Source organism: Stenotrophomonas sp. TD3, assembly GCF_001939825.1.
Taxonomy (GTDB): Bacteria; Pseudomonadota; Gammaproteobacteria; order Xanthomonadales; family Xanthomonadaceae; genus Stenotrophomonas.
Genome location: NZ_MOYM01000001.1, coordinates 3,535,462 through 3,559,669 on the forward strand (window position 1 = coordinate 3,535,462; position 24,208 = coordinate 3,559,669).

At 65.4% G+C, this 24,208-nt stretch carries 27 protein-coding genes and 1 tRNA gene; 23 read left to right on the forward strand and 5 right to left on the reverse strand.

Annotated elements, in window-relative coordinates:
• Nucleotides 1-28: 28 nt before the first annotated feature.
• The 15 genes from BKE09_RS16410 (at nt 29) to queC (ending at nt 13,793) form a co-directional block, all read left to right on the forward strand.
• Nucleotides 29-661 (forward strand): alpha/beta fold hydrolase, encoded by a 633-nt coding sequence (locus BKE09_RS16410; RefSeq protein ID WP_014038228.1) that lies wholly within the window; start codon nt 29-31, stop codon nt 659-661.
• A gap of 162 nt (nt 662-823) precedes the next feature.
• Nucleotides 824-1,555, forward strand: a complete 732-nt coding sequence (locus tag BKE09_RS16415; protein ID WP_075676468.1) for a YebC/PmpR family DNA-binding transcriptional regulator — start codon at nt 824-826, stop codon at nt 1,553-1,555.
• A gap of 105 nt (nt 1,556-1,660) precedes the next feature.
• Nucleotides 1,661-2,182, forward strand: a complete 522-nt coding sequence (ruvC, locus tag BKE09_RS16420; RefSeq protein WP_008268142.1) for a crossover junction endodeoxyribonuclease RuvC — start codon at nt 1,661-1,663, stop codon at nt 2,180-2,182.
• A 13-nt stretch (nt 2,183-2,195) separates the two neighbouring features.
• Entirely contained in the window at nt 2,196-2,789 is a 594-nt protein-coding gene (gene ruvA, locus BKE09_RS16425; RefSeq protein ID WP_005410756.1) for a Holliday junction branch migration protein RuvA, read from the forward strand.
• Nucleotides 2,790-2,907: 118 nt separating this feature from the next.
• Nucleotides 2,908-4,758: a potassium transporter Kup gene (locus BKE09_RS16430; RefSeq protein WP_168356094.1), complete on the forward strand. Its 1,851-nt coding sequence runs from the start codon at nt 2,908-2,910 to the stop codon at nt 4,756-4,758.
• Nucleotides 4,759-5,291: 533 nt separating this feature from the next.
• Nucleotides 5,292-6,332 carry a Holliday junction branch migration DNA helicase RuvB gene (gene ruvB / locus BKE09_RS16435; RefSeq protein ID WP_075676470.1) on the forward strand — a complete coding sequence of 347 codons (1,041 nt, stop codon included), beginning with the start codon at nt 5,292-5,294 and terminating at the stop codon, nt 6,330-6,332.
• A complete protein-coding gene (gene ybgC / locus BKE09_RS16440) occupies nt 6,322-6,753 on the forward strand; it encodes a tol-pal system-associated acyl-CoA thioesterase (RefSeq protein ID WP_014038222.1) in 432 nt (143 codons plus the stop codon). Before ruvB ends, ybgC begins: the two co-directional genes overlap by 11 nt.
• Nucleotides 6,754-6,763: 10 nt before the next feature.
• Complete coding sequence (gene tolQ / locus BKE09_RS16445) at nt 6,764-7,543, forward strand: protein TolQ (RefSeq protein WP_006438802.1); 780 nt, start codon at nt 6,764-6,766, stop codon at nt 7,541-7,543.
• Between the two features lie 24 nt (nt 7,544-7,567).
• Nucleotides 7,568-7,996, forward strand: coding sequence for a protein TolR (tolR, locus tag BKE09_RS16450; RefSeq protein WP_006438804.1), 429 nt, complete (start codon nt 7,568-7,570; stop codon nt 7,994-7,996).
• Nucleotides 7,986-9,038 (forward strand): cell envelope integrity protein TolA, encoded by a 1,053-nt coding sequence (gene tolA / locus BKE09_RS16455; RefSeq protein WP_075676472.1) that lies wholly within the window; start codon nt 7,986-7,988, stop codon nt 9,036-9,038. Before tolR ends, tolA begins: the two co-directional genes overlap by 11 nt.
• Before the next feature lie 284 nt (nt 9,039-9,322).
• The gene (tolB, locus tag BKE09_RS16460; protein ID WP_014038220.1) at nt 9,323-10,642 is read left to right on the forward strand and encodes a Tol-Pal system beta propeller repeat protein TolB; all 1,320 of its coding nucleotides are present in this window, start codon (nt 9,323-9,325) and stop codon (nt 10,640-10,642) included.
• Nucleotides 10,643-10,706: 64 nt separating this feature from the next.
• The gene (pal, locus tag BKE09_RS16465; RefSeq protein WP_005410748.1) at nt 10,707-11,225 is read left to right on the forward strand and encodes a peptidoglycan-associated lipoprotein Pal; all 519 of its coding nucleotides are present in this window, start codon (nt 10,707-10,709) and stop codon (nt 11,223-11,225) included.
• Between the two features lie 3 nt (nt 11,226-11,228).
• Nucleotides 11,229-12,047 carry a tol-pal system protein YbgF gene (gene ybgF / locus BKE09_RS16470; RefSeq protein ID WP_075676474.1) on the forward strand — a complete coding sequence of 273 codons (819 nt, stop codon included), beginning with the start codon at nt 11,229-11,231 and terminating at the stop codon, nt 12,045-12,047.
• 300 nt (nt 12,048-12,347) lie between these two features.
• Entirely contained in the window at nt 12,348-13,049 is a 702-nt protein-coding gene (gene queE, locus BKE09_RS16475) for a 7-carboxy-7-deazaguanine synthase QueE (protein WP_014038217.1), read from the forward strand.
• A gap of 78 nt (nt 13,050-13,127) precedes the next feature.
• Nucleotides 13,128-13,793, forward strand: a complete 666-nt coding sequence (gene queC / locus BKE09_RS16480; protein WP_014038216.1) for a 7-cyano-7-deazaguanine synthase QueC — start codon at nt 13,128-13,130, stop codon at nt 13,791-13,793.
• Nucleotides 13,794-13,935: 142 nt separating this feature from the next.
• Here the strand turns inward: queC and BKE09_RS16485 are convergent, their stop codons facing one another.
• Nucleotides 13,936-14,892 carry a DUF2268 domain-containing putative Zn-dependent protease gene (locus BKE09_RS16485; protein ID WP_075676476.1) on the reverse strand — a complete coding sequence of 319 codons (957 nt, stop codon included), beginning with the start codon at nt 14,890-14,892 and terminating at the stop codon, nt 13,936-13,938.
• A 70-nt stretch (nt 14,893-14,962) separates the two neighbouring features.
• Nucleotides 14,963-16,086 (reverse strand): IS3 family transposase gene (locus tag BKE09_RS16490; protein ID WP_240502874.1). Its coding sequence is split into 2 segments (ribosomal slippage): nt 14,963-15,846 and nt 15,846-16,086, totalling 1,125 coding nucleotides; the frame shifts between segments, so codons are not numbered across the junction.
• Nucleotides 16,087-16,297: 211 nt separating this feature from the next.
• On the opposite strand from BKE09_RS16490, the gene BKE09_RS16500 reads away from it, so the two are divergent.
• A tRNA-Lys gene (locus BKE09_RS16500) sits at nt 16,298-16,373 on the forward strand.
• Between the two features lie 294 nt (nt 16,374-16,667).
• Here BKE09_RS16500 and BKE09_RS16505 read toward each other — a convergent pair.
• The 3 genes from BKE09_RS16505 to BKE09_RS16515 form a co-directional block, all read right to left on the reverse strand.
• Nucleotides 16,668-16,898, reverse strand: coding sequence for a DUF2188 domain-containing protein (locus BKE09_RS16505; protein ID WP_034022813.1), 231 nt, complete (start codon nt 16,896-16,898; stop codon nt 16,668-16,670).
• Between the two features lie 72 nt (nt 16,899-16,970).
• The gene (locus tag BKE09_RS16510; RefSeq protein ID WP_034022810.1) at nt 16,971-17,933 is read right to left on the reverse strand and encodes a hypothetical protein; all 963 of its coding nucleotides are present in this window, start codon (nt 17,931-17,933) and stop codon (nt 16,971-16,973) included.
• 2 nt (nt 17,934-17,935) lie between these two features.
• Nucleotides 17,936-19,171, reverse strand: a complete 1,236-nt coding sequence (locus tag BKE09_RS16515) for a hypothetical protein (protein ID WP_034022807.1) — start codon at nt 19,169-19,171, stop codon at nt 17,936-17,938.
• Between the two features lie 234 nt (nt 19,172-19,405).
• Here BKE09_RS16515 and BKE09_RS16520 point away from each other — a divergent pair, with 234 nt between their 5' ends.
• The 7 genes from BKE09_RS16520 to BKE09_RS16550 all read left to right on the forward strand — a co-directional run bounded on the left by BKE09_RS16520 (nt 19,406) and on the right by BKE09_RS16550 (nt 24,183).
• Nucleotides 19,406-19,747, forward strand: coding sequence for a helix-turn-helix transcriptional regulator (locus BKE09_RS16520; protein ID WP_034022805.1), 342 nt, complete (start codon nt 19,406-19,408; stop codon nt 19,745-19,747).
• Between the two features lie 84 nt (nt 19,748-19,831).
• Nucleotides 19,832-20,680 (forward strand): ImmA/IrrE family metallo-endopeptidase, encoded by an 849-nt coding sequence (locus BKE09_RS16525; RefSeq protein WP_034022803.1) that lies wholly within the window; start codon nt 19,832-19,834, stop codon nt 20,678-20,680.
• A complete protein-coding gene (locus tag BKE09_RS16530) occupies nt 20,619-21,548 on the forward strand; it encodes an OST-HTH/LOTUS domain-containing protein (protein ID WP_240502921.1) in 930 nt (309 codons plus the stop codon). The genes BKE09_RS16525 and BKE09_RS16530 overlap by 62 nt, the downstream gene beginning before the upstream one ends.
• 88 nt (nt 21,549-21,636) lie before the next feature.
• A complete protein-coding gene (locus tag BKE09_RS16535) occupies nt 21,637-21,852 on the forward strand; it encodes a hypothetical protein (protein WP_034022801.1) in 216 nt (71 codons plus the stop codon).
• Nucleotides 21,849-22,319 carry a DUF2924 domain-containing protein gene (locus BKE09_RS16540; RefSeq protein ID WP_034022798.1) on the forward strand — a complete coding sequence of 157 codons (471 nt, stop codon included), beginning with the start codon at nt 21,849-21,851 and terminating at the stop codon, nt 22,317-22,319. The genes BKE09_RS16535 and BKE09_RS16540 overlap by 4 nt, the downstream gene beginning before the upstream one ends.
• Nucleotides 22,316-23,719, forward strand: coding sequence for a recombinase family protein (locus BKE09_RS16545; protein WP_046432152.1), 1,404 nt, complete (start codon nt 22,316-22,318; stop codon nt 23,717-23,719). The genes BKE09_RS16540 and BKE09_RS16545 overlap by 4 nt, the downstream gene beginning before the upstream one ends.
• Nucleotides 23,716-24,183: a hypothetical protein gene (locus tag BKE09_RS16550; RefSeq protein WP_049244394.1), complete on the forward strand. Its 468-nt coding sequence runs from the start codon at nt 23,716-23,718 to the stop codon at nt 24,181-24,183. Before BKE09_RS16545 ends, BKE09_RS16550 begins: the two co-directional genes overlap by 4 nt.
• Nucleotides 24,184-24,208 lie beyond the last annotated feature (25 nt).

Here is a 24,208-nt window from a genome sequence, read left to right on the forward strand (position 1 = left end):
CTGCCCCGCTGACCGCCAGGCTGTTTGCATGACTCCCCCCGTATTGCTGCTGCATGGCATCTGGAATGCCCGTGCCTGGGTCGGGCCACTGGCCTGGCGCCTGCGCGCGCGTGGTTTCCAGGTGCACGCGTTCGGCTATTCCTCGGTGTTTGGTGGCCCCGACGTAGCCGTGCCGCAGCTGCTGGAACGCCTGGCCGATGCCGGGCCGTTGTCGCTGGTCGGTCACAGCCTGGGCGGATTGCTCGCGCTGGAGGCCTTGCGCCGCCAACCGCAGCTGGACGTGCAGCGCGTGGTCTGCCTGGGCTCGCCGCTGCGCGGCAGCGGCACTGCGCGTTCATTGTCCGAGCACGGGTGGGGCCTGGCGCTGGGCCGCAGCAGCGAACTGTTGCTCGATGGCCTGCCGGACTGGCAGGGCAAGGCCGAAGTCGGGCTGATCGCCGGCTCGGTGCCGCATGGGCTGGGCAGCCTGCTGGGGGCGATCGACGATGCCTCCGACGGCACGGTGGCTCTGGCCGAGACGCGCCTGCCGGGCCTGGCCGACCATTGCGTGGTGCGTACCAGCCACAGTGGCCTGGTGGTGTCGCCCGATGCCGCGCGGCAGACCGCGCATTTCCTGCGCCACGGCCAGTTCGACCACAGCCGCGACGCCGCCGCCGCATGATTGAGTGGGTGCGACCGGCCTGCCTGGGTGGGTGCGAACCGTTGGTTCGCACGCTCTCCGCCGGGCATGACCTGGCAGCATCCCTCCGCCCTAGACACGGTTGCAGCGCCCGATCAGGTAGAATCCGCGCCTTGATCCTGAAGCAGCCAGACGGTAGCACCCATGGGTAGAGGCCCCTCCATCGAAGCCCGCAAGAACGCGTCCGACGCGAAGCGCGGCAAGATTTTCACCAAGATCATCCGCGAGATCGGCGTTGCCGCGCGCGGCGGTGGAGGCGACCCCAACAACAACCCGCGCCTGCGCGTGGCCATGGACAAGGGTCTGGCCGTGAACATGTCCAAGGACGTGATCGAGCGCGCCATCAAGAAGGCCACCGGTGAACTGGAAGGCGTCGATTACGAGGAAATCCGCTACGAGGGCTACGCCCCGGGTGGCGTGGCCGTGATCGTCGACTGCCTGACCGACAATCGCGTGCGCACCGTGGCCGATGTCCGCCATGCGTTCAGCAAGTGCGGCGGCAACATGGGCACTGAAGGCTCGGTTGCCTTCATGTTCAAGCGCCTGGGCGTGCTCAGCTTCGCCCCGGGTGCCGACGAGGAAGCCATCACCGAAGCGGCCATCGAGGCCGGCGCCGATGACATCGTGGTCTACCCGGACGACGCCTCGATCGACGTGGTCACCAGCCCTGACGCGTTCAACGCGGTCAAGGACGCAATGGCCGCCGCCGGCCATGTCGCCGACCACGCCGAGGTCACCTTCCGCGCGGACAACGACATCAAGGTCGAAGGCGACGTCGCACTGCAGGTCAAGAAGCTGCTGGACATGCTCGAAGACCTGGACGACGTGCAGGACGTGTATTCCAACGCCGAACTCGGCGCCGACGCCTACGCCTGAGCCGTCCTCGACGGCCTGGGCACGGGCCGTTGAACGGTCACCGCGGACAGTCATGAGCCCATACGCCTGCCAGCGCACCCCGTTCCGCCCCGCCAGGAGTGCAGCATGACCCGCATCCTCGGCATCGACCCCGGTTCGCAGCGGACCGGGGTCGGCATCATCGATGTCGACGCCGCCGGCCGCGTCAGCCATGTGCACCACCAGCCGCTGGTGCTGCTGGGCGCCGACGACTTCCCGCAGCGCATGAAGCTGCTGGTGCTGGGCCTGGCCGACCTGTGCCGGGAATACCAGCCCAATGAAGTGGCCATCGAAAAGGTGTTCATGGCCCGCAATCCCGATTCGGCGCTGAAGCTGGGCCAGGCCCGGGGCGCGGCGATCTCGGCCGTGGTGCTGCGCGACCTGCCGGTGCACGAATACGCCGCCAGCGAGATCAAGCTCGCGGTGGTCGGGCGCGGTGGCGCCGAAAAGCAACAGGTTCAACACATGGTCGGGCTCATGCTCAACCTGAAAACCAAGCTGCAGGCCGACGCGGCCGACGCGTTGGCGGTGGCGATCACCCATGCCCACGTAAGGGCGACGGCCAACCGCCTGGGGCTCAGTGCCCGCCAGGCGTGGGGCCGCAAATGAGGAGCTGCACGCAATGATCGGTCGACTGCGCGGCATCGTCGCCTACAAGGCGCCGCCGTGGCTGGTGGTGGACGTGAACGGAGTGGGCTACGAACTGGAGGCGCCGATGAGCACCTTCTACGACCTGCCCGAGCTCGGCCGCGAGGTCACCCTGTACACCCATTACTCGCAGAAGGAAGACAGCGTCTCGCTGTACGGCTTCCTGCGCGAGGGTGAGCGGCGCCTGTTCCGCGACGTGCAGAAGGTCAGTGGCATCGGCGCGAAGATCGCGCTGGCCGTGCTGTCCGGTGTCACAGTCGAGGAGTTCGCGCGCATGGTCCAGGCCGGCGACATCACCGCGCTGACCCGCATTCCGGGCATCGGCAAGAAGACCGCCGAGCGCATGGTGCTGGAGCTGCGTGACCGCGCCGCCCAGTTCGGTGCCGGCGGCGCGCTGCCGACCGGCAGTGGCCCGGCGCCGGCCGATCCGCTGTCCGATGCCACCGTGGCCCTGCAGCAGCTGGGCTACAAGCCGGCCGAAGCGGCACGCATGGCCCGCGACGCTTTCAATGAAGGCGACGAAGTGGCCACTGTGATCCGCAAGGCGCTGCAGTCGGCGCTGCGCTGACCCGCCTCCCTTTCCCTCAACGAACCGCCTGAGCTTCGCCAGGAGTCCCATGTCCAGCAGTCAAACCCCGCACGCAGCTGCCCCCGGCGGCCACGGTCACGCCCCTCCCGCCGGAGGCATGGCGCTGATCATCGGTGCGATCGGCGTGGTCTTCGGCGATATCGGTACCAGCCCGCTGTACACCCTGAAGGAGGCGTTCTCGCCGCACTACGGGCTCAACAGTGACCACGACACCGTGCTGGGCGTGCTGTCGCTGGCGTTCTGGGCGCTGAACATCGTGGTCACGCTCAAGTACGTGACCATCATCATGCGCGCCGACAATGACGGCGAGGGCGGCATCATGGCGCTGATGGCGCTGACCCAGCGCACGCTGCGCAACGGGTCGCGCTCGGCTTACGTGGTCGGCATCCTCGGTATCTTCGGTGCCTCGCTGTTCTTCGGTGACGGCGTGATCACCCCGGCGATCTCCGTGCTTGGCGCGGTCGAGGGCCTGGAGGTGGCCGCGCCCGGCCTGCATGCCTTCATCGTGCCGATCACCGTGGTGGTGCTGCTGATGGTGTTTGCCGCGCAGCGCTTCGGTACCGAAAAGATCGGCAAGGCGTTCGGCCCGATCACCTCGGTCTGGTTCATCTCGCTGGCCGCGATCGGCATCTACAACATCGTCGACGCGCCGGAAGTGCTGAAGGCCTTCAACCCGTGGTGGGCGATCCGCTTCTTCATGGAGCACAGCTGGCACGGCATCTTCATTCTTGGTGCGGTGGTGCTGGCGGTGACCGGTGGCGAGGCGCTGTACGCCGACATGGGCCACTTCGGCGCCAAGCCCATCCGCCACGCCTGGTATTTCTTCGTCCTGCCGTGCCTGGTGCTGAACTACCTGGGGCAGGGCGCACTGGTGCTCAACCACCCCGAGGCGCTGAAGAACCCGTTCTTCGAGGCGGTGCCGCCGTGGGCGCTGTACCCGATGATCATCCTGGCCACGATGGCGGCGGTGATCGCGTCGCAGTCGGTCATCACCGGTGCGTTCTCGGTCTCGCGCCAGGCCATGCAGCTGGGTTACATCCCGCGCATGCGCATCAAGCACACCTCGCACGACACCATCGGCCAGATCTACATCCCGGGCATCAACTGGGGTATCGCGGTGATGGTGATCGGCTTGGTACTGGCCTTCCGCAGCTCGTCGAACCTGGCCGTGGCCTACGGCATCTCGGTGTCGGCCACCATGCTGATCGACACCCTGCTGCTGGCACTGGTCGCGCGTTCGCTGTGGCCGAAGGCCCGCAACTGGATCCTGCCGTTGTGCGTGGTGTTCTTCATCATCGACCTCGGCTTCGTCATCGCCAACGGTGCCAAGCTGCTGCAGGGCGCCTGGTTCCCGGTGGTGCTGGGCATCTTCCTGTTCACCATGATGCGTACCTGGCGCCGTGGCCGCGAGCTGCTGCGCGATGAGATCCGCAAGGACGGCATCCGCCTGGATACCTTCCTGCCGGGCCTGATGCTGGCGCCGCCGGTACGCGTGCCGGGCACCGCGGTGTTCCTCACCGCCGACCCGACCGTGGCGCCGCACGCGCTGATGCACAACCTCAAGCACAACAAGGTGCTGCACGAGCGCAACGTGTTCCTGCACGTGGAAACCCTGCCGATCCCGTATGCGATGGAAGGGCAGCGGCTGAAGATCGAATCGGTGGGCGACGAGTTCTACCGCGTCTACGTCCGCTTCGGCTTCATGGAGACCCCGGACGTGCCACTGGCGCTGATGCGCTCGTGCGACCACGGCGGCATCTATTTCGACCCGATGGACACCACCTTCTTCGCCAGTCGCGAGACCATCGTCGCCACCGCCAACCGCGGCATGCCGATCTGGCGTGACAAGCTGTTCGCGCTGATGCACCGGAATGCCGCCCCGGCGACGGGGTTCTTCCGCATACCGGGCAACCGTCTGGTGGAACTGGGCGCGCAGGTGGAGATCTAATCTCCACCTGCGCTACGTCCCACGATTTGCTGCGCAAACCGTGGGCCCCGCACGCATTCCACCTTATCCCCGCGCCTGTCGGCGCACCCCCTTGAAACGCAGGCGCCTTGGGCGCCGGCGTTCCGCGCATTCCACCTTATCCCCGCGCCTGTCGGCGCACCCCCTTGAACAACAAGGGGGCTCCGCTTGCGGAGATGCCGCGTGCTTGAAGCTTGGCCCACTCTGCTCTCCAGTTTCCTCCACGCCTGGATCTACCGTGCCGACCAACGGTCGGCAGCCACCAAAGCAGAACGCCGTTCCGACAGACCGCAGGAAACTGTCGAAGGCGGGGTGGGGCCGGTTGCGGGGGCGTGAGCCGCATGGATGCGGCGACCGAGCTTACATGGACGTACTTGCAGCGTCCCCCGCAAGCGGACCCACCCCGCCATTCCCCAGGAAGCCCGCTTCGGCTGTTGCTCTGGATGTTGCCGTTGCCTCTGCGGGTGCCGGGCGCAGCCCGGCCGAAACCCGCGCTTTTGCCGCATAATCAGCATATGACCGACGACCGCATCATCGGCGCCGGCGCCACCCGCGAGGATGACGCCGCCGACGCCAGCATCCGCCCCAAGCGCTTGGCCGACTACCTCGGCCAGGCCCCGGTGCGCGAGCAGCTGGAGATCTACATCGAAGCGGCCAAAGCCCGTGGCGATGCGCTCGACCATGTGCTGATCTTCGGCCCGCCCGGTCTGGGCAAGACCACCCTCAGCCACGTCATCGCCAACGAGCTGGGCGTGGCCCTGCGGGTGACCTCCGGCCCAGTGATCGAGAAGGCCGGTGACCTCGCCGCGCTGCTGACCAACCTGCAGCCGCACGATGTGCTGTTCATCGACGAAATCCATCGCCTGTCGCCGGTGGTCGAGGAAGTGCTGTACCCGGCGATGGAAGACTTCCAGATCGACATCATGATCGGCGAAGGCCCCGCGGCCCGTTCGATCAAGATCGACCTGCCGCCGTTCACCCTGATCGGCGCCACCACCCGCGCCGGCCTGCTGACCGCGCCGCTGCGCGACCGCTTCGGCATCGTCCAGCGCCTGGAGTTCTACAGCGTTGAAGAGCTGACCCGCATCGTGCGCCGTTCGGCGGCGATCCTGGCCATCGACTGCACCGCCGATGGCGCCGGCGAGATCGCGCGCCGCGCGCGCGGCACCCCGCGTATCGCCAACCGCCTGCTGCGCCGCGTACGCGACTACGCGCAGGTGAAGGCCGGCGGCCACATCGACGAGGCCGTGGCACAGGCTGCGATGAAGATGCTGAAGGTCGACCCGGAAGGCTTCGACGAGCTTGACCGGCGCCTGCTCAAGACCATGGTCGACTACTTCGATGGCGGCCCGGTCGGCATCGAATCGCTGGCCGCGGCGCTGTCTGAAGAGCGCGGCACGCTGGAAGACGTGGTCGAGCCGTACCTGATCCAGCAGGGCTTCCTGGTGCGCACCGCGCGCGGCCGCATGGCCACCCACAAGGCCTACCGGCACATGGGCCTGAAGCCGAAGAACCCGCCGCAGGACCTGTTCGCGGAGGTTCCCGATGTCGGTTGAGCCCCGATTCAGTTGGCCGACACGCATTTACTGGGAAGATACCGACGCAGGTGGCGTGGTCTACCACGCCCGCTACGTGGCCTTCATGGAACGGGCCCGGACCGAATGGATGCGTGCGCTGGGCTATGGCCAGGAACGCATGCGTGCCGAGCACGGGATGGTCTTCGCGGTGCGCTCGATGCAGATGGATTTCATCAGGCCGGCACGGCTGGATGACACCCTGCAGGTGAGCGCCCGTCTGGTCCAGCTGAAGAAGGCCAGCATGGTCTTCGACCAGCAGATCCTGCGCGACGGCGAGCTGCTGCTGTCGGCGCAGGTCCGCATCGCCGCACTGGAAGCGGCCAGTTTCCGCCCGCGTGGCATGGACGACGCCGTCCTTGCCGTGCTGCAACCCCACCTCCACCCCGAATCCGAACACTGAGGAACAACGGATGATCGCAACGCTCCTGGCCCTGCAGGCCACGGTCACCGAGGCACTGCCGGCCGACGTCAGCAACGCCGCGACACAGACCCTTGCCCAGGCCACCACCGGCGGCGGCATCAACTACCTCGAACTGATGGCCAAGGCCAGCCTGCCGGTGAAGATCATCGTGCTGCTGCTGCTGGTCGGCTCGTTCGTCAGCTGGGTGATCATTTTCCGCAAGGCCCGCGTGTTCAAGCAGGCCACCCGCGAAGCCGACGAGTTCGAGAACCGCTTCTGGTCCGGCGCCGACCTGGGCAAGCTGTACAGCTCGGCCACCGACCGCAGCCGCAATGTCGGCGGCCTGGAAGCCATCTTCGAAGCCGGTTTCCGCGAATACACCCGCCTGCGTGACAAGCGCCGCCTGGACGGTCGTGCGCAGCTTGAAGGCGCGCAGCGCGCGATGCGCACCACCTACACCCGCGAAGTGGACCAGCTCGAGCGCAACCTGGAGCTGCTGGCCAACATCGGCTCGACCGCGCCTTACGTGGGCCTGGTCGGTACCGTGTTCGGCATCATGGTGACCATGCACGACATGATCAGCAGCGGTGCGCAGGCCGGTATCGCCGCCGTCGCGCCGGGCATCTCCGAAGCGCTGTTCGCCACCGCCATCGGCCTGTTCGTGGCGATCCCGGCGGTGTGGGCCTACAACCGCTTCACCACCCGCGTGGAGCGCATGTCGGTGCGGTTCGAGACCTTCGCCGAAGAGTTCAGCTCCATCCTGCAGCGCCAGAGCGCTGGCGACGAGTAAGCGCCTGACCCGGGAGTCCAAGCCATGTCCGCTGCCATCGGTCGCCGCAAGCGCCGCAAGCTGAAATCGGAAATCAACGTCGTTCCCTACATCGACGTCATGCTGGTGCTGCTGATCATTTTCATGGTCACCGCACCGCTGCTCACCCTGAGCTTCGACGTCGATCTGCCGCAGTCCAACGCCAAGGCGCTGGAGAGCAAGCAGGACCCGGTGATCGTCTCGGTGCGCCAGGACGGCCAGCTCAGCCTGAAGCTGCCCGACGCCAAGGAACCGGCCGCCGTGTCGGCCGAGGAACTGGAAGGCCGCCTGGCCGGCATCGCCGCCCAGGACAAGGGTGTGCGCGTGATCGTCGCCGCCGACCGCGCCGTGGCCTATGAAAAGGTCATCGCCGCGATGGATGTGATCAAGCGCGCCAAGGTAGACAAGGTAGGCCTGGCCACCGATGCACGCTGACGCCCTGCCACCCCCGCATCAGCGCGAACCCGGCTGGGGCCTGCCCCTGGCGCTGGCGTTGCTGGTGCACCTGCTGGTCGCGCTGGTGTTCATCGTGGCCTGGTTCTGGTCGCCCGAGCGCAACACCGATGCCGCCGCTGGCGATCCTTCGGTCGAGGCCAGCCTGGCGCTGTCCGCGTCCGAGGCCTCCGCGGCGCGCCAGGCCCTGCGCCAGTCGGAGAAGCTGGAAGACCTGCCGCCGCCGGTTGCCGAGCCGATCCCGGTGCCGGAAGACACCATCCCGCCGCCGCAGCCGATTCCCGAGCCGCGCCCGCAGGATGCCCCCACGCCCCAGCAGCAACAGGCGCAGGAGCGTGTCGCGCAGCCGGATACCAAGGACCAGGAGGCGGTGAGTGCGCTGGCCATCTCGCAGGAGAAGGCCAAGCAGGAACAGGAAGCCAAGCGCCGCCAGGAGCAGATCGACCTGACTGAACGCAAGCGCCAGGAAGAAGCGGAGCAGAAGCTGCGCCTGGCCAAGCAGCAGGAAGCGGACGAGAAGAAGAAGCAGGCCGAGCAGGAGCGCGTGGCCGCTGACAAGGCCGAGGCCGAGAAGCAGAAGAAGATCGCCGAGATCCGTGCCCGCCGCGAGCAGGCCGAGAAGGAGGCCAAGCTGGCCGAGCAGAAGCTGCGCCAGGTCGCCGCCGCGCGCAATGCCGCCGGCAGTGCGGCTGCCGGTGCCACTGGCGCCTCCCGGCCGGCCGCCGGTGGGGGTGGCAACAGCGATGATCTGACCGCCAAGTACGCTGCGGCGATCCAGGCCAAGGTGCGTGACACCTGGACCCGCCCGGACAGCGTGCCGCTGGGGCAGAAGTGCCAGGTGACCATCACCCAGATCCCGGGTGGACAGGTGCTGCAGGCCAAGGTCGGTGCAAATTGCCCCTATGACGAGGCCGGCAAGCGCTCGATCGAGGCCGCCGTGCTCAACGCCCAGCCGCTGCCATACCGGGGCTTCGAGTCGGTGTTCAACCGCACGCTCAACCTGACCTTTACAGCGCAGGATTGATCGAGCGGGGCAGGGCGGTCATCAGGCCGCCCGCGCCCACGGCTGTCGCGCTTGCCTCTGGTGCGCTCGGTTTCGACCGGGCAGGCTGGGGCTACCGTCGAACACTGCCCGTCGGGGGCCGTGTGGCCGGGGCAAGCGGGTGCGATGTTAGCCACGACGTTAACGGTGCGTGAGAGGACGGGCTGGAACTGACCCGGAATTCACGTACCCTTGGTTCATGATTGCGAAGCGGTTCACTCCCGCTTTGTTATCCCTCGTTCCGGTTTCCCCCTATTGAGCGCTCCATGAAAAAGATGCCTCGCTGGCTTGCCGTGTTTGCGGCCCTGTTGCTGCCCTTTGCTGCCGTCGCGCAGCAGAAGGGGCTGGATATCGACATCATCGGCGGCAATGCCTCCGCCCTGCCGATCACCATCGTGCCGATGCCCTACCAGGGTTCGTCGGCCGCTCCGCAGACCGACGTCGCCGGCGTGGTCCGCGCCGACCTGGAGCGCTCGGGCCAGTTCCGCACGCTGCCGGAAGCGCAGATCGTCGAGAAGCCCGTGCGTGGCGGTGACATCCAGTTCGCCACCTGGCGCGCGCTGAAGCAGAACTACATTGTGGTCGGCCGCGTGCTCGACGCCGGTGCCGGCGCCTATCGCGTCGAGTACGAACTGTTCGACGTGCCCAAGGGCGAGCGCCTGCTGGGCCTGGCGATGACCGCCCGTGGCAACGCCATGCGCGACGTTGCCCACCAGATGGCCGACGCCATCTACGAAAAGATCACCGGTGTGCGCGGCGCCTTCTGGACCCGCATCGCCTACGTGACCGCCAGCGGCAAGGGCGACGCCATGCGCTATGCGCTGATGGTGGCCGACTCCGACGGCTACAACCCGCAGACCATCGTGCGTTCGGCCGAGCCGCTGCTGTCGCCGTCGTGGAGCCCGGATGGCAGCAAGCTGGCCTACGTCAGCTTCGAGCGTGGCAATTCGGCGATCTACATCCAGAACATCGGCACCGGCGCGCGCGAGCTGGTCACCAGCTTCCGTGGCATCAACAGCGCCCCGGCGTTCTCGCCGGACGGCCGCAAGCTGGCCCTGACCCTGTCGCGTTCGGGCAACCCGGAAATCTACGTCATGGACCTGGGCAGCAAGCAGCTGACCCAGCTGACCAACCACTTCGCCATCGATACCGAGCCGACCTGGGCGCCGGACGGCAGCGCGGTGTACTTCACCTCCGACCGTGGCGGCCGTCCGCAGGTCTACAAGGTCGGTGCAGGTGGCGGCAGCGCCGAGCGCGTGACCTTCCAGGGCAACTACAATGCCAAGCCCTCGGTGTCCTACGACGGCAAGAAGATCGCCGTCGCGCAGGGCTCGGGCAACAGCTACAAGATCGCGATGATGGACAGCTCGCTGGGTTCGCCCCGCTGGAGCACGCTGTCCCCGGGTTCGCTGGATGAATCTCCGAGCTTTGCGCCCAACGCAAGCATGGTGTTGTACGCCGCCCGCGAGGGTGGCCGTGGTGTGCTGTACGCCGTTTCCGCCGATGCGCGCGTGCGCCAGCGGTTGGTTCTGGCTGACGGAGATGTGCGCGAACCGGCATGGTCCCCATACCGTACCCAGCGCTAAAAGAGTGTTAATATTTTCGCTGTCTTGAACCCCTCATCGGCCTAGGAGCCACAAAGGTATCGCCATGAACAAGTCCACCCGCGTTCTGCTTGTTTCCCTGCTGTCTGTGGCCGTCCTGGCCGGTTGCTCGAAGAAGGTGAAGGAAGAGCCGGCAGCCCCGGTTGACACCGGCACCTCGACCACCACCCCGACCGGTCCGTCGACCTCGGGCCTGTACGGCCCGGGCGACCTGGACACCGACGCTTGCCTGCGCCAGCGCGTTGTCTACTTCGACCTGGACAAGGAAGACGTGAAGCCGGAATTCCAGGCCATCATGGCTTGCCACGCCAAGTACCTGCGTGACCGTCCGTCCTCGCGCATCACCCTGCAGGGCCACACCGACGAGCGCGGTTCGCGCGCGTACAACCAGGCCCTGGGTGAGCGTCGTGGCAACGGCGTCAACTCGGCCCTGCAGGCCAACGGTGGCTCGGCTTCGCAGCTGACCGTCGTGTCCTACGGTGAAGAGCGTCCGGTCTGCACCGAGTCGAACGAGTCCTGCTGGTCGCAGAACCGTCGCGTCGAAATCGTCTACACCGCGCAGTAATCCATGCGCATTGGCATCAAATTGATGCTGGTCGTTGCGGCAGCCCTCGTGGCTGCCGCACCGGCGCATGCACAGCGACAGAGCCTGGCCGACCGTGTTGGCGCGCTCGAGCAGCAGATGTACAACAACAGTGCCAACCAGGACCTGTTGAACCAGATCAATCAGCTGCGGCAGCAGGTCACCAGCCTGCAGGCCTCGATCGAGCAGTTGCAGCACGACAACGCCCAGCTCAAGCAGTCCGCCCAGGACCAGTACCTGGATCTGGACAGCCGCCTGAACCGGTTGGAAGGGGGTAATGCCGCCCCGGCCCTGCCGCCCGTTCCGGCGAGCGCGCCGAAGGCCGCCCCGGCCCCGGCAAAACCCGCAGCGGCGGCCACTTCCGAGCGGCCGCCTTCCGTCCATGGTGATGCCGGCAGCCTTGCCGCCACCGGCGACGAGCGCACCTCCTACAACGTCGCCTTCGAATCACTGAAGGCCGGCAAGTACGATGATTCGGCGCAGTTGTTCCTGAGCTTCCTGCAGCTGTACCCGAACGGCGTCTACGCGCCGAACGCGCTGTACTGGCTGGGCGAGAGCTACTACGCCACCCGCAATTTCCCGATGGCCGAGACCCAGTTCCGTGAACTGCTCTCGCGCTATCCGACCCACGACAAGGCCGCAGGCGGCCTGCTCAAGGTCGGCCTCTCGCAGTATGGCGAGGGCAAGGTCGACCAGGCCCAGCAGACGCTGGAGGCCGTCGTGGCGCAGTACCCCGGCTCGGACGCCGCGCGCACCGCGCAGGACCGCCTGCAGTCGATCCGCCTCGGCAAGCAGATCCGCTGAGCCGCTGACCGGGCGTACAATACGTGTCCTGTAGAGCCGAGCCCACGCTCGGCTGCTTTCGTTTCCGGCTCGGCAAACCCGCCCGGATCCGGCAGCGCCGGGCCATGCCCGGCGGCTCGCATTACCGGCTGGGCCACGCCCGACCGGCTGCTGTTGCAGCGCCGAGCCATGCTCGGCTGCTTTCGTTACCGGATGGGTTCACCCGCCCGGTTGCTGTTGTAGAGCCGAGCCATGCTCGGCTGCTTTCGTTACCGGCCACGGTAGCTCCCCCGCCACGTGTCCCTCCAAGAAGTACCCGCCATGACCGCCGTTACCCCGTCCAGCGCCGCCGCCACGCCCAGTGAGATCGTGCAGTCGCCCCTGCCACGCCTGAAGATCACCGAGATCTTCACCTCGCTGCAGGGCGAAGCCGATACCGCCGGCTGGCCGACCGTGTTCGTGCGCCTGACCGGCTGCCCGCTGCGCTGCCAGTACTGCGACACCGCCTATGCCTTCCACGGCGGCACCTGGTGGGATATCGACGACATCGTGGCCGAGGTGCTGGCCCAGGGCGTGCGCCACGTCTGCGTGACCGGTGGCGAGCCGCTGGCACAGAAGCGTTGCCTGGTGCTGCTGCAGAAACTGTGCGACGCCGGCATGGACGTCTCGCTGGAAACCTCCGGCGCGCTGGACGTCAGCGCGGTGGACCCGCGCGTGTCGCGCGTGGTCGACATCAAGACGCCAGGCTCGGCCGAAGCCGCCCGCAACCGCCTGGAAAACCTGCCGCTGCTGACCGCACGCGACCAGATCAAGTTCGTCATCTGCAACCGTGAGGATTACGACTGGGCCAAGGCCATGGTCGCCGAGCACGGCCTGGTGAAGCGCTGCACCGTGTTCTTCTCGCCGAGCAAGGGCGAGATCACCGCGCGGCAGCTGGCCGACTGGATCGTCGAAGACCGGCTGCCGGTGCGCTTCCAGATGCAGTTGCATAAAATCCTGTGGAACGACGAGCCGGGTCGATGAGCCGGCGCAGCGTTCCCTGATGTAGCTCCGGCGCGGGACAGCGTGCTGGCTTTCCCCTCCCAACCGGATGTTTTTCCCATGAAGAAGGCAGTCGTGCTTCTCTCCGGCGGCATGGATTCAGCCGCCGTCATCGCCATGGCCCAGGAACAGGGCTTTGCCGTGCATGCCCTGAGCGTGCGCTATGGCCAGCGTCATACCTCCGAACTGGATGCCGCCGCCCGCGTGGCGAAGGCCCAGGGCGTGGTCGCGCACAAGACCGTGGACGTAGACCTGCGCAGCATTGGTGGCTCGGCGCTGACCGACGACATCGACGTGCCCGAGGCCGGCGGTGCCGGCATCCCGGTCACCTACGTGCCGGCACGCAACACCATCATGCTGTCGCTGGCCCTGGGCTGGGCCGAAGTGCTCGGCGCCAACGACATCTTCTGCGGTGTCAACGCCGTGGACTATTCCGGCTACCCGGACTGCCGCCCCGAGTTCGTGGCGGCGTTCCAGGCGCTGGCCAACCTGGCCACCAAGTCGGGCGTGGAGGGTGCGGGCATCAAGGTGCACGCACCGCTGCAGTTCCTCAGCAAGGGCCAGATCGTCAGCGAAGGCGTGCGCCTGGGCGTGGACTTCGGCCTGACCGTGTCCTGCTACAACGCCGACGCCAACGGCGCCGCCTGCGGCCACTGCGACGCCTGCCGCCTGCGCGCGCAGGGCTTCGCCGAGGCCGGCGTCGCCGACCCGACGCTGTACGCCTGACCGCTTCCGGTAGAGCCGGCCGCTGGCCGGCTTCACCGTAGGTGCGAACCGTCCCCTCCCGGTGGGTGCAAGCCGCTCCCTCCCGATGGGTGCAAGCCGCCCCCACTCGGTGGGTGCGAACCGTTGGTTCGCACTCCTTGACCTACCGGGCCTGCAACCATCCCGATGCCTCGATGAAGCCGCGCACCGCCTTCGGATCGGCATAGTCCAGCTCGATCATCCGCGCGATGCCGGCCTTCTCGTCGGACTGCTGGCGCATGAACTCCTGCGCGATGCGGTAGCCCGCGTAGTAGCCCAGATCACTCACCCCGAACGGACTGCGCGCGCTGTTGTACAGCCAGTTGTCCAGGTTGTCCCCGTGCATCTCCGCAAGGAAGCGCGCGCGGATTTCCCCTTCATGCGCGGGCCCATAGGTGTACAGCGGCAACGCCGGGCGGCGACCGCTGATGCGCTCTGCCACGTATTCGGCCACGCCTTCGCGCACCGCGTACTGGGCCAGGCTGCCGGTGGTCTCGCGCTGCTGGGTATGCACGTACTCGTGCAGGTTGTTCTGCGCGTTGTTCGCACCGGGTCGGCTGTCGTAGAAGATCCGCAGCCGGCTGCGCATCGGCTCGGGCAGCTCGCTCACGTCCACACGCTCGTCGCCCAGCGCCATCTCCGCCCCGATCAGCACCTTGTCGCCCAGCGTGGTGCCGCCGGTACGCAGCACGCCAACCGCATAGGTGATGGTGGCCGGGCGCAGGGCAGGGTAGAGCGCGCGGAAGGCGGTCAGGTCCCGCTCCAACGTGGCGCTGGCCTGCTGCGCGTTGGCGGTCAACGGCCGTACCGAAGACCAGAAGCGTGGCCAGGCGCGCATGGCCTCGGCGTATTCGCGGGCGGTGTAGTTGCGGACCTGCATCAGTGCATGCAGTCCCGGGCTGCCCGGATCGATGTAGCGCTGCTGCACCAGGGCCACCTGTTGGGCTGCATCGGATTCGGCGCGCACCGCGTCATAGGTGGCCCAGAAGCGGGCGATGTCGTCGGTGACGACCTGGGACGGGGCGGCCAGAGCGCTGCAGGGCAACAGCAGGGCAGCGAGCAGGTTGAAGGGCAGGCGCATCCGAAGTTCCGCAGGGGGATCGCTGATGGGATGTGGTGGTCAAGCTTTTCTGGACACTCTCAAGGGGTGTTCAGGCTGCCTGCTCTTCGTGGAGGGCAGGCGGCACCAGGCCGTTGGCGGTGTGCAGCCGACGGTGGTTGTACCAGTCTACGAACCGTTCGATATCGGCCACCGCCTCCTGCCGCGCCGGGTACTTGGAGTAGAGCCATTCTCCCTTGAGGGTGGCAAAGGTCCGTTCCACCACGGCGTTGTCCCAGCAGTTGCCCTTACGGCTCATGCTTTGGATGATCCCGTTGTCGCGCAGGATCTCGGCCATAGCATGGCTGGTGTATTGCCGGCCCTGATCGGAGTGAAACAACAGCCCCGTCTTGGGACGGCGCTGCTTCAACGCCCCCTGAAGCGCCCTGACGGCCAGCCACGCGCCCGCTTCGTGGGAATGAGCCCAACCCACCACCCGGCGAGCAAACAGGTCCACGACAATGGCCAAATAGAGCCAGCCCTGCTGGGTCGGGATGTAGGTGATATCGCCTGCCCAAACCCGATTGGGCGCTGTCGGGTTGAACTGTCGGTCCAATACATTGGGAACCGTCAAAGCCTGTGGCCCAAGGCTGTGATACTTGTGCCGCCGGTGCTGTCGAGCCCTCACTCCAGCCCTGCGCATCAGCGTCCGAGCACGGTAGCGTCCGACTTCCAGGCCCTTGTTGGCCAATTCCTTGACCATCCTGCGGGACCCATAACTGCCGCGACTGGATTCATGAATGCGACGCACCAGTTCAACCTGGTCCAGAAACTGCTGATCGATCTGAGGTTCCCGGCGCAGCCAAGCGTAGTAGCTGCTGCGGGGATAGCCCATCAACTCGCACAGCAGCCGGATTGGAGCAGCCTTCCCCAATTCTTCGATCACTTGTTCCGGTGATCGCTGTCCCGAATGAAGAAGGCGATGGATTTTTTTAGGAGATCCCGCTCCTCCTTGAGCCGGCGGTTCTGGGCTTCCAGTTCGGCGATTCTGACCTGGGGGTCTGGCGGAGGAGCCTGGGCCTGAGGCTCATGTTTGCGGCGCCACTGCTCAATCCAGCGCCTCAATGCCGTGGGACCGACATCCATCAGTTGGCAAACGTCCCTGACGGTCTGCCCCTCCACAACGACAAGGCGAACGGCCTCGTCTCTCATGCCCTGCGTGATCTGATTTGCCATGGGTTGCCTCGATTCTCGAAATTGATCCCTATCGAGTGTCCAGGTTGATTAGACCACCACAGGATGCGTAGAGGGGGCGGAAGGTTTAAGCGGGCTGGCCCGATCGGGTAGTGCCGGCCGCTGGCCGGCAGCTTCGACATACCGTGGTTTCGCGCGACCCATCAAAGTAGGGTAGAATGCGGACCCCGCCGAAAGGCCGGGGCAATGCATCGGGCCGTTAGCTCAGTCGGTAGAGCAGAAGACTTTTAATCTTTTGGTCGAAGGTTCGAATCCTTCACGGCCCACCACTATTCAGCGCCCAACCGTTCTCGGTTGGGCGTTTTCGTTTGTGGGTTCCCCAAGCCGCGCGGGGTTCCGGGCCATTTTGCAAGTGCCAGCCGCTCCGCCCGTGAGCGGCATGACCGGCCCGGTTCGCCCCTGTTTCGCCCTATCTTCTCTCGAAACCTGCGCCAACTTCTTCGCCGTGGCACACGCAGGCGGCGTTTTCCGTCAATGGTTTGTGCGTGTGCCGGTGGGAATGGTTGGCTCGCGGGTTTGCTGTTCCAGATTGCCCGTGCAAACCCGCGAGGCCAGCCCCAACATCAGCCCTTGGGCGGGAACGGATCATGACCGTAGCTGTTGCGCTCACGGATCTGGCCGTCACGACCTTGGATGAACATCTCGCTCTGCTGGTTGATGGCGATGTCCCGCGCACGGTCAATCGCCTGTTGCTGCGTGTCGTGGACGGAGGTGAGGCGGTCGTTGCCTTCACCGCGCACGCCCCACTGATCACCGCCGTTGACGGGTACGACCCATTGGTTTTTTCTGCTCATTTCAAATGCTCCAAAAATTGAAAAGGTCAGGCTCTTGAAATCGCGCGAGCCTCGGCGCGTCGGGTGGTGTGCTCACGTCATGACAACCTCCTTTCTCGCTGCCGCACACGGCATCGCATATAGCCCCGCGCGTTGCTGCGTGACCACGAGTGCGCCGTAGGCCGCAAGCCGTGCCGCATGCAGAGGATTGCCCTTGTCTTTCGCTTTGATCTTGAACAGGTCGATGGGCTTGTCGCTCTTCTGGCCGGCGCGCTGCATGACCCTTTCGCCATCCACCTCGACGCCCTTGAGTTCCCAGAGAGCTTTGAACACGCTGGCCTGACCTTTGGTGAACTGGATCGGCGTGGCCTGAACATCCGGCAGCGTCGCCCACCTGAAGTCCGCCGAGAACGGCCCGTTCACTGGCGTGGCCGGATCGGCGACTGCTTGCGCCACGGGTGACGGCGTGGCGATGAACGTGATCCCGCCGCCATAGAACGCGAAGCGCTCCTCCAGCGCCAACCACTCGACGCCCGCGCCGAAGGGCGCTCCGCGCGTCGTGCTCGGCCTCGGCGTGATCACCCGGATGTCACCGCCCGCCACGCGCACCCGCTCCAGCAGCGCAGGTTCGTGCAGCACCCGCGTCAGATCGCGCGCCAGCAGCACCGGCGAACGCCGGGCATCGCCCAGCCGCCACGCTCCGCCGCCGAGGTCATCGATGCCATCGCGACTTTCAATACCGAGCGCGAGGCGCATCTTCTGGCGCAGCCAATCCTCATCCAAGACCAGCGCCGCACCATCGGCGGCCTCGACGGTCACTGGCCCGCAGTCCGGGCAACGGCACATCCGTCCGCCACGACCATCGCTCCACACCTGCGCCCGATGCTGTTGGCAGTGCGGGCACAGCACGAAGGACTGATCCATGACCGTCGGCTTGACCGCCTTGCCGAGTATGGACAGCGCCACTGCCTCGCGCGGCGACAACATGGCGCGCAGTACAGGCGTGCCACCCGCGAACAGGCGGCAGATCAAGGCCCAAGCGTCGTGCGTCGCCATCGTCAGTCCTCGATCACTGGGGTTGAACCAACGGCATCCGTTTCCGGCGGCATTTCGTGCGCGCTCAGGGTTTGGCCCTTCTGCAAGATGCCGACCGCGACCAGATAGCCTTCCAGTTGCGCCTGCATCTTGGCGTCGAATTTGTTGAGGTTCAGCCGCCCTTTGCTGGTCACTTCGATGCTGACCACCTTGGGCCGTGTGCGTCCTGGCTCTGGCGGGTAGTACAGATTGACCTGCGCCGCCGTCACCGCCCAGTTGCCTTCCAACGGGCCGGGCAGTTGTTCCTTCAGCAACTCATGCACCGAACGCTGCTGACTGGCCTGCATCGCGGTGCACTCGATTTTCAGATCACCGCCCGGGCTGAGGAGAGTGAGCGCCTTGAGTTGCACCAGCGAAAACCCATCCTCGAACACCTCCGGCACGTCGAAGCCGGTGCGCAACATCGACAAATCCAGGGTCGGCGGTTTGATTTTCTGGGCATGGGCTTTGACACCCAGCACATGCTCGGCGAAGGCATCGATCAGCATCTGCTGGTACTTCGCCCCACCACGCACCAGCGCGCGCACGACGCCGGTGGTCTCGGAATATTCCAGCGCCAGCGGGATGTTGGGATTGCCGATGCGGCGCGTCAGCGTCACGCCTTCGAACTCCAGCCGCAACATGGCCGAATCCTTGACGTGAACGATCAGCAAGTGGATGCCGGGCGTGCGCGTCACCAGATAGGCCACGCTGCCGTCCCCGCATTGCAGCTCGCGCTTGTAAAAGGCCGAGATGCTGTGGCGCAATCCGGCCAGCGCAGTGTCGCTACCGATGGGCTTGCGCTTCAACCCCATGTCATAGTGTTGCGCTTGTGAACCGTGGTGTTCCCAATGGTCGAAATCGCAGGCGCGCTCGAACAGCGCCGGGTGGTGAGCATAGAGCCAGAACGAACGGTGCAGATCACTGGAGCACAAGGCCAGACCGGACAAGGCGGCCGCATCATCGACGGCCGCCTCAAACATCGCCTGCTTGCCTGCCGCATCACCCAACTGGACGCTGGCATTGAGGTTGGCTGCCATGCGGTCACGGGCATCAGCATCCGGCCAAACCTTGATTGCCTCCACCAGGAACTGGCTGGTCTCTGGCGTATCGTCCCACGCGAACCCGTTCGGCACGGGCAGGCCATGTGAGGTCAGGAAGTCGCGCAGCGTGGCATCCACCGGCAGCTCGAGCATCACGTCGACAAAGGTTTTCTTCATCTTGTTCGTCCTTTCTGGATCGGCGTCGGAGGTCTGCGACCGGGGATCGGGCTGCACGGGCCAGCGACAGGGTTTCTGAACATGAGTCTCATGAAAGTAAAGCCACGAGATACAAGCGCGATTCTGTTCCCCGCATTCCCGCTTGTCAATCAATGCGGTACATCTGGCGATAACTGGTATCTTGTTGCTATACTTTCGGGCTTGTTGAGAACACCGCACTGACAGGAGGAATCGATGGCTTCGGCATTCGGGGCACGCCTGCGGCGCTTGCGCGAGGCAAAGAATCTGACGCTGCAACAGGTCGCCGACGCGGTCGGCTGCACCAAGGCCTACATCTGGGAACTGGAGATGAAGGACGGGCAGCGTCCCTCCGCCGAGCGGATTCAGAAGATCGCTCAGGTGCTCGGCGTGACGATGGAGGACGTGATGGGCACGCCCATGCAGCAGGCACCGGAGGCCAGCCCCGAGGACGTGGCCTTCTTCCGTGAGTACGCCGGGATGGCCGATGAGGAGAAGGATCGTTACCGGCAGGCGCTCAAGATCATGTTCCCCGATAAGAGCGACGGCGGGGACTGACGATTGAGCACGCCGCAAGCTCTCACTGGTTCGATTGCCGCCAGCCACGTCATCAAGTGGCTGCGGGCGTGGTACAGCACAGGCATGCCCGACGCCATCGACCTCGAGATCGTGCGGCAGATGCTGCCGAGCACGCCCTACGGCAGCGGCGTTCGGGAGATCAAACAGCCGGTGCAGTTCAACGACGATGCTTTCGAGGGGATGCTGGCGCGCGACCCCAATGACCACGAGGTGTGGGGCATCGCTTACAACGGCAAATCGCGCCCGGAACGCCAACGCTTCACCATCGCTCACGAGCTGGGTCACTTCATTCTGCATCGCGGTCAACAGCAGAACTTCAACTGCGACAAGCAGAGCGTTCACACCGGCATCGAGACGCTCCGCGACATCGAGCGGGAAGCCGACGACTTCGCCAGCAACTTGCTGATGCCTGGCGATCTGCTGCGCGCATGGATTTCCAACCAGCGCATCGACTTCCGCGTCCTCGGTGACATCGCCGAGCGTTTCAACGTCTCGCTGGAGGCGCTGTGCATCCGCTACATCAAGTTCACGACGGAACGCGCCATCCTCGTGTATTGGGACAACGGCTACATGAAGTACGAGTGGCGCAGCGGCAGCGCGAGACGGACGCGGGCGCGCATTCGGCGCAACGGCGAGCCGGTGGAACCCATGCCGGGCACGCTGGCCGCTGACGCCAGCATCGCGCAGGAGTGGGACGGTACGGAGATGTCCGCCGCGATCTGGTGCCCGGAAGAAGCGCCGCACATGAGGCTGCGCGAGCTCAAGCACACCTTCGCCGGGCGTGACCGTGTCCTCACGCTGCTTCTGCTCGAAAGCGCCGAACCGCGTTCGTGGGATCGGTCGTGGCACGATGAAGATGCCGAAGACTGCGCCGACAGATTCGCATCCAGCGGTCAGTTCCCGGTTCGATGAAGAGCGGTCTGACATGACGACATTGCCTGCCGATGATGCATTGACAGCGCAGCAACGTGAGGTTCAGCGATTTCTGGGCCGCTGCTTGCTGCGTCTGCAGCAGTACGAAAAGTTGATGAAGGCCATCGTGGCCCACCACGAAATCTCTGCCACTGGATTACCGCTGGCGTCGAATCAGGAGCAGCGCATCGCGGATGCTGCCAGCAAGACACTGGGCACCTTGGTGGGTGCGCTCTTCGGTTCCTATGTCACTACCGACGAGAGCGATGGGGCTACTTCCGAGTCAGATGAGCGCGACGACGTCATTTCGTTCAAATTCAAGATGAACCTGCGCATGTCTGTCGAGGACTACGACAGGACGCAGAGCGATCTCAAGGAGCTGGTGCTGCTACGGAACAACCTGGTGCACCACTTCATTGACCAGCACGACCTGTGGAGCTTGGACGGATGCCGCTGTGCGCAGGACACCCTGACGGCAGCCTACAGCCGCATTGATCAGCACTTCGAACAACTGCGGGGTTGGGCAGAACACATGGATCAGGCCCGGCGACTGGCAGCAGAGTTTGCCCAGTCCGATGCCTTCCGCGATCTGGTGATCCACGGCATCGCTCCGGATGGCTCAGTGGATTGGCCTTCCGCAGGGATTGTGCGCGCACTGCGGGACGCAGCTGCCGAACTGGCCATCGACGGCTGGACGCCGGTCGCTTCGGCGGGACGCTGGATCGCAGAACGGCTCCCCGAACATCTGCCCGCCAAGTACGGCTGCAGCAGTTGGCGGCAGGTCGTACACGAGTCGCGCCTGTTTGAGCTTCGATACCGTGATGTGGGCGGCCAGCGTGCGGCTTGGTATCGGGCCAAGCAGAACTGACGTCAACCCGCGCACACCCGCTAAATCACGTTACGCGAAGCGCCTTCGGTTCCTAGCATGAGCAGTGTTTTCCATCGGAACGCCTGCCATGACAGAACTCGAACCTATCTCCATTTCCCCGTCGCCTGACCAGCCTCGGCATCCGCAGCAGGAAATCGCCGACCTGCTGGCCGCTGCGTTGCTGCGCCTGCGCGCACACCCCGGACGCAACACCATCGAAAACAGCGAGCGCGTTCGCCTTGGCTTCTGCGGCCACCAGCGCGTGAATGCGAACCCCGATCACAAACACGGAGTTCGTCCATGACGGCACACGCACAACCCACCATCACCTCGGTCGCCGCCCGCGTCGCCGGACTTCCCCATTTATCGATGGGCGATCTCTGGAAGCTGTGGGATGAGCATTTCGATGAACGGCCTGCTCATCATCACCGCGTCTGGCTGGAGACTCGACTGGCCTACAAAATTCAGGAGCGCGCCTTCGGCGGCCTGAAACCTTCGCTGCGCAAGAAGCTCGAGGACATCGGCGAAACCGGCCTCCTGCCGAAGCAGTTGCGCAACGATGCTCTGCGCCTGTTACCGGGCACCATCCTGACGCGCATCTACGATGACATTGAGCATCGTGTGCTGGTGCGCGGCGCGAACGACTTCGAGTACCACGGGCAACGCTTCAAGAGCTTGTCCTCGATTGCGGGCCACATCACCGGCAGCCACTGGTCGGGCCCTGTGTTCTTCGGCCTCAAAAAGCCCGCATCGAAGAAGGTGACGACATGAGTTCACCGCGCACCAATCCGCCAGTGACGGTCACGCCGAAGAAGCGCTGCGCCGTCTACACCCGAAAGTCCACCGACGAGGGGCTGGATCAGGAATACAACAGCCTCGAAGCCCAGCGCGACGCAGGCCTCGCCTTCATCGCCAGCCAGCGGCACGAAGGCTGGATTGCCATCGGCGACGGCTACGACGACGGCGGCTACTCCGGCGGCAACATGGAGCGCCCTGGATTGCGCCGTCTCATGGTCGACATCGAAGCCGGAAAGATCGACACCGTGGTGGTCTACAAGATCGACCGCTTGACGCGCAGCCTGCCGGACTTCGCCAAGCTGGTCGAGGTATTCGACCGCAACGGCGTGTCCTTCGTCTCCGTCACGCAGCAGTTCAACACCACCACTTCGATGGGGCGACTGACGCTCAACATTCTGCTGTCCTTCGCGCAGTTCGAGCGCGAGGTCACCGGCGAGCGCATCCGTGACAAGATCGCGGCAAGCAAGGCCAAGGGCATGTGGATGGGCGGTGTCCCGCCCTTGGGCTTCGATGTCGTCGAGCGCAAGCTCATCGTCAACGAAAGTGAGGCGGCGCTGGTGCGCGACATCTTCCGGCGCTACGGCGAGCATGGATCGGCCGCGCGGTTGGTGCGCGAATTGGAGATCGAAGGCCACACCACGAAGGCGTGGCTGACGAAGGCCGGACGGCAACGTCCGGGGCGCACCATCGACCAGCAGTACCTGTTCCTGCTGCTGCGCAACCGCATCTATCTCGGCGAGATCTCCAACAACGGCCAGTGGTACGAAGGCCAGCACGAAGCCATCGTCACACCCAGCCTGTGGAATGCGGCGCATGCTTTCATCGAACGGCGCAAACAGGCACCGCGCGAGCACGCAGCCAAACATCCGGCGCTGCTGACGGGACTGCTGTTCGCGCCTGATGGCCAACGCATGCTGCATTCCTTTGTCAAGAAGAAAAACGGCAAGCAATACCGCTACTACGTTCCCTACCTGCACAAGCGGCGCAACGCGGGCGCGACCCTGTCGCCCGGCGTGGCCGATATCGGCCATCTGCCCGCCGCCGAAATCGAGAACGCGGTGCTGGCGCAAATCCATGCCGTACTGTCTTCGCCGCAGATGCTGATCGCAGTGTGGCGATCCTGCCAGCAGCATCCTACAGGCAGCCAGCTTGACGAAGCGCAGGTGGTCGTGGCCATGCAGCGCATCGGCGATGTGTGGGCGCAGTTGTTCCCCGCCGAGCAGCAACGCATCACGCGGCTGCTCGTCGAGCGCGTGCAATTGCACGACCACGGACTGGACATCGTCTGGCGCGAGGATGGCTGGCTTGGCCTCGGCCCCGACATTGGCGGGCATCCGCTGGTCGAGGAACAGATTGAGGAGACGCTGGCATGACGGGAGCGACCGACAACCCGCGCAAGCGCGCCGTCCGAATCGAAGTCGGTGCCGATGCGCGCAACTATGTCAGCGGCGGCCAGCGCGTGACACTGGTGCCGTTGACCATCAAACGCCGCCAGAACCGCAAGTTGCTGATCCCGCCCACGCCCGATGCCTATGGCGCGGTGGGCGGCTTGGATGCGCCGATGATCAAGACGCTCGGCAAGGCGTTCCACTGGAAGCGGCTGCTCGACGACGGCGAGTACCCGACGATGGTAGATATGGCGCGCGCGCGGAAACTGGAACCGGGCTGGGTATCCGAAGTGCTGCGCCTGACCATGCTTGCACCGGACATCGTCGAAGCGATTGTCGAAGGCCGCCAGCCCCGGCATCTGAACCTGCATGTGCTGCGCGGTCGTCCGGAACTGCTGCCGCGTGACTGGGCAGAGCAGCGCCGGTTCTTGGGCTTTACTGACGCCTGACGCCACCCACCCGAATTCCCGATGA

Bases quoted from the DNA above. Each gene is read 5' to 3' on its own strand.
- BKE09_RS16410 (WP_014038228.1), top strand. From the start codon at position 29: ATGACTCCCCCCGTATTGCTGCTGCATGGCATCTGGAATGCCCGTGCC.
- BKE09_RS16415 (WP_075676468.1), top strand. From the start codon at position 824: ATGGGTAGAGGCCCCTCCATCGAAGCCCGCAAGAACGCGTCCGACGCG.
- ruvC (WP_008268142.1), top strand. From the start codon at position 1,661: ATGACCCGCATCCTCGGCATCGACCCCGGTTCGCAGCGGACCGGGGTC.
- ruvA (WP_005410756.1), top strand. From the start codon at position 2,196: ATGATCGGTCGACTGCGCGGCATCGTCGCCTACAAGGCGCCGCCGTGG.
- BKE09_RS16430 (WP_168356094.1), top strand. From the start codon at position 2,908: ATGGCGCTGATCATCGGTGCGATCGGCGTGGTCTTCGGCGATATCGGT.
- ruvB (WP_075676470.1), top strand. From the start codon at position 5,292: ATGACCGACGACCGCATCATCGGCGCCGGCGCCACCCGCGAGGATGAC.
- ybgC (WP_014038222.1), top strand. From the start codon at position 6,322: ATGTCGGTTGAGCCCCGATTCAGTTGGCCGACACGCATTTACTGGGAA.
- tolQ (WP_006438802.1), top strand. From the start codon at position 6,764: ATGATCGCAACGCTCCTGGCCCTGCAGGCCACGGTCACCGAGGCACTG.
- tolR (WP_006438804.1), top strand. From the start codon at position 7,568: ATGTCCGCTGCCATCGGTCGCCGCAAGCGCCGCAAGCTGAAATCGGAA.
- tolA (WP_075676472.1), top strand. From the start codon at position 7,986: ATGCACGCTGACGCCCTGCCACCCCCGCATCAGCGCGAACCCGGCTGG.
- tolB (WP_014038220.1), top strand. From the start codon at position 9,323: ATGAAAAAGATGCCTCGCTGGCTTGCCGTGTTTGCGGCCCTGTTGCTG.
- pal (WP_005410748.1), top strand. From the start codon at position 10,707: ATGAACAAGTCCACCCGCGTTCTGCTTGTTTCCCTGCTGTCTGTGGCC.
- ybgF (WP_075676474.1), top strand. From the start codon at position 11,229: ATGCGCATTGGCATCAAATTGATGCTGGTCGTTGCGGCAGCCCTCGTG.
- queE (WP_014038217.1), top strand. From the start codon at position 12,348: ATGACCGCCGTTACCCCGTCCAGCGCCGCCGCCACGCCCAGTGAGATC.
- queC (WP_014038216.1), top strand. From the start codon at position 13,128: ATGAAGAAGGCAGTCGTGCTTCTCTCCGGCGGCATGGATTCAGCCGCC.
- BKE09_RS16485 (WP_075676476.1), bottom strand. From the start codon at position 14,892: ATGCGCCTGCCCTTCAACCTGCTCGCTGCCCTGCTGTTGCCCTGCAGC.
- BKE09_RS16505 (WP_034022813.1), bottom strand. From the start codon at position 16,898: ATGAGCAGAAAAAACCAATGGGTCGTACCCGTCAACGGCGGTGATCAG.
- BKE09_RS16510 (WP_034022810.1), bottom strand. From the start codon at position 17,933: ATGGCGACGCACGACGCTTGGGCCTTGATCTGCCGCCTGTTCGCGGGT.
- BKE09_RS16515 (WP_034022807.1), bottom strand. From the start codon at position 19,171: ATGAAGAAAACCTTTGTCGACGTGATGCTCGAGCTGCCGGTGGATGCC.
- BKE09_RS16520 (WP_034022805.1), top strand. From the start codon at position 19,406: ATGGCTTCGGCATTCGGGGCACGCCTGCGGCGCTTGCGCGAGGCAAAG.
- BKE09_RS16525 (WP_034022803.1), top strand. From the start codon at position 19,832: ATGCCCGACGCCATCGACCTCGAGATCGTGCGGCAGATGCTGCCGAGC.
- BKE09_RS16530 (WP_240502921.1), top strand. From the start codon at position 20,619: ATGAAGATGCCGAAGACTGCGCCGACAGATTCGCATCCAGCGGTCAGT.
- BKE09_RS16535 (WP_034022801.1), top strand. From the start codon at position 21,637: ATGACAGAACTCGAACCTATCTCCATTTCCCCGTCGCCTGACCAGCCT.
- BKE09_RS16540 (WP_034022798.1), top strand. From the start codon at position 21,849: ATGACGGCACACGCACAACCCACCATCACCTCGGTCGCCGCCCGCGTC.
- BKE09_RS16545 (WP_046432152.1), top strand. From the start codon at position 22,316: ATGAGTTCACCGCGCACCAATCCGCCAGTGACGGTCACGCCGAAGAAG.
- BKE09_RS16550 (WP_049244394.1), top strand. From the start codon at position 23,716: ATGACGGGAGCGACCGACAACCCGCGCAAGCGCGCCGTCCGAATCGAA.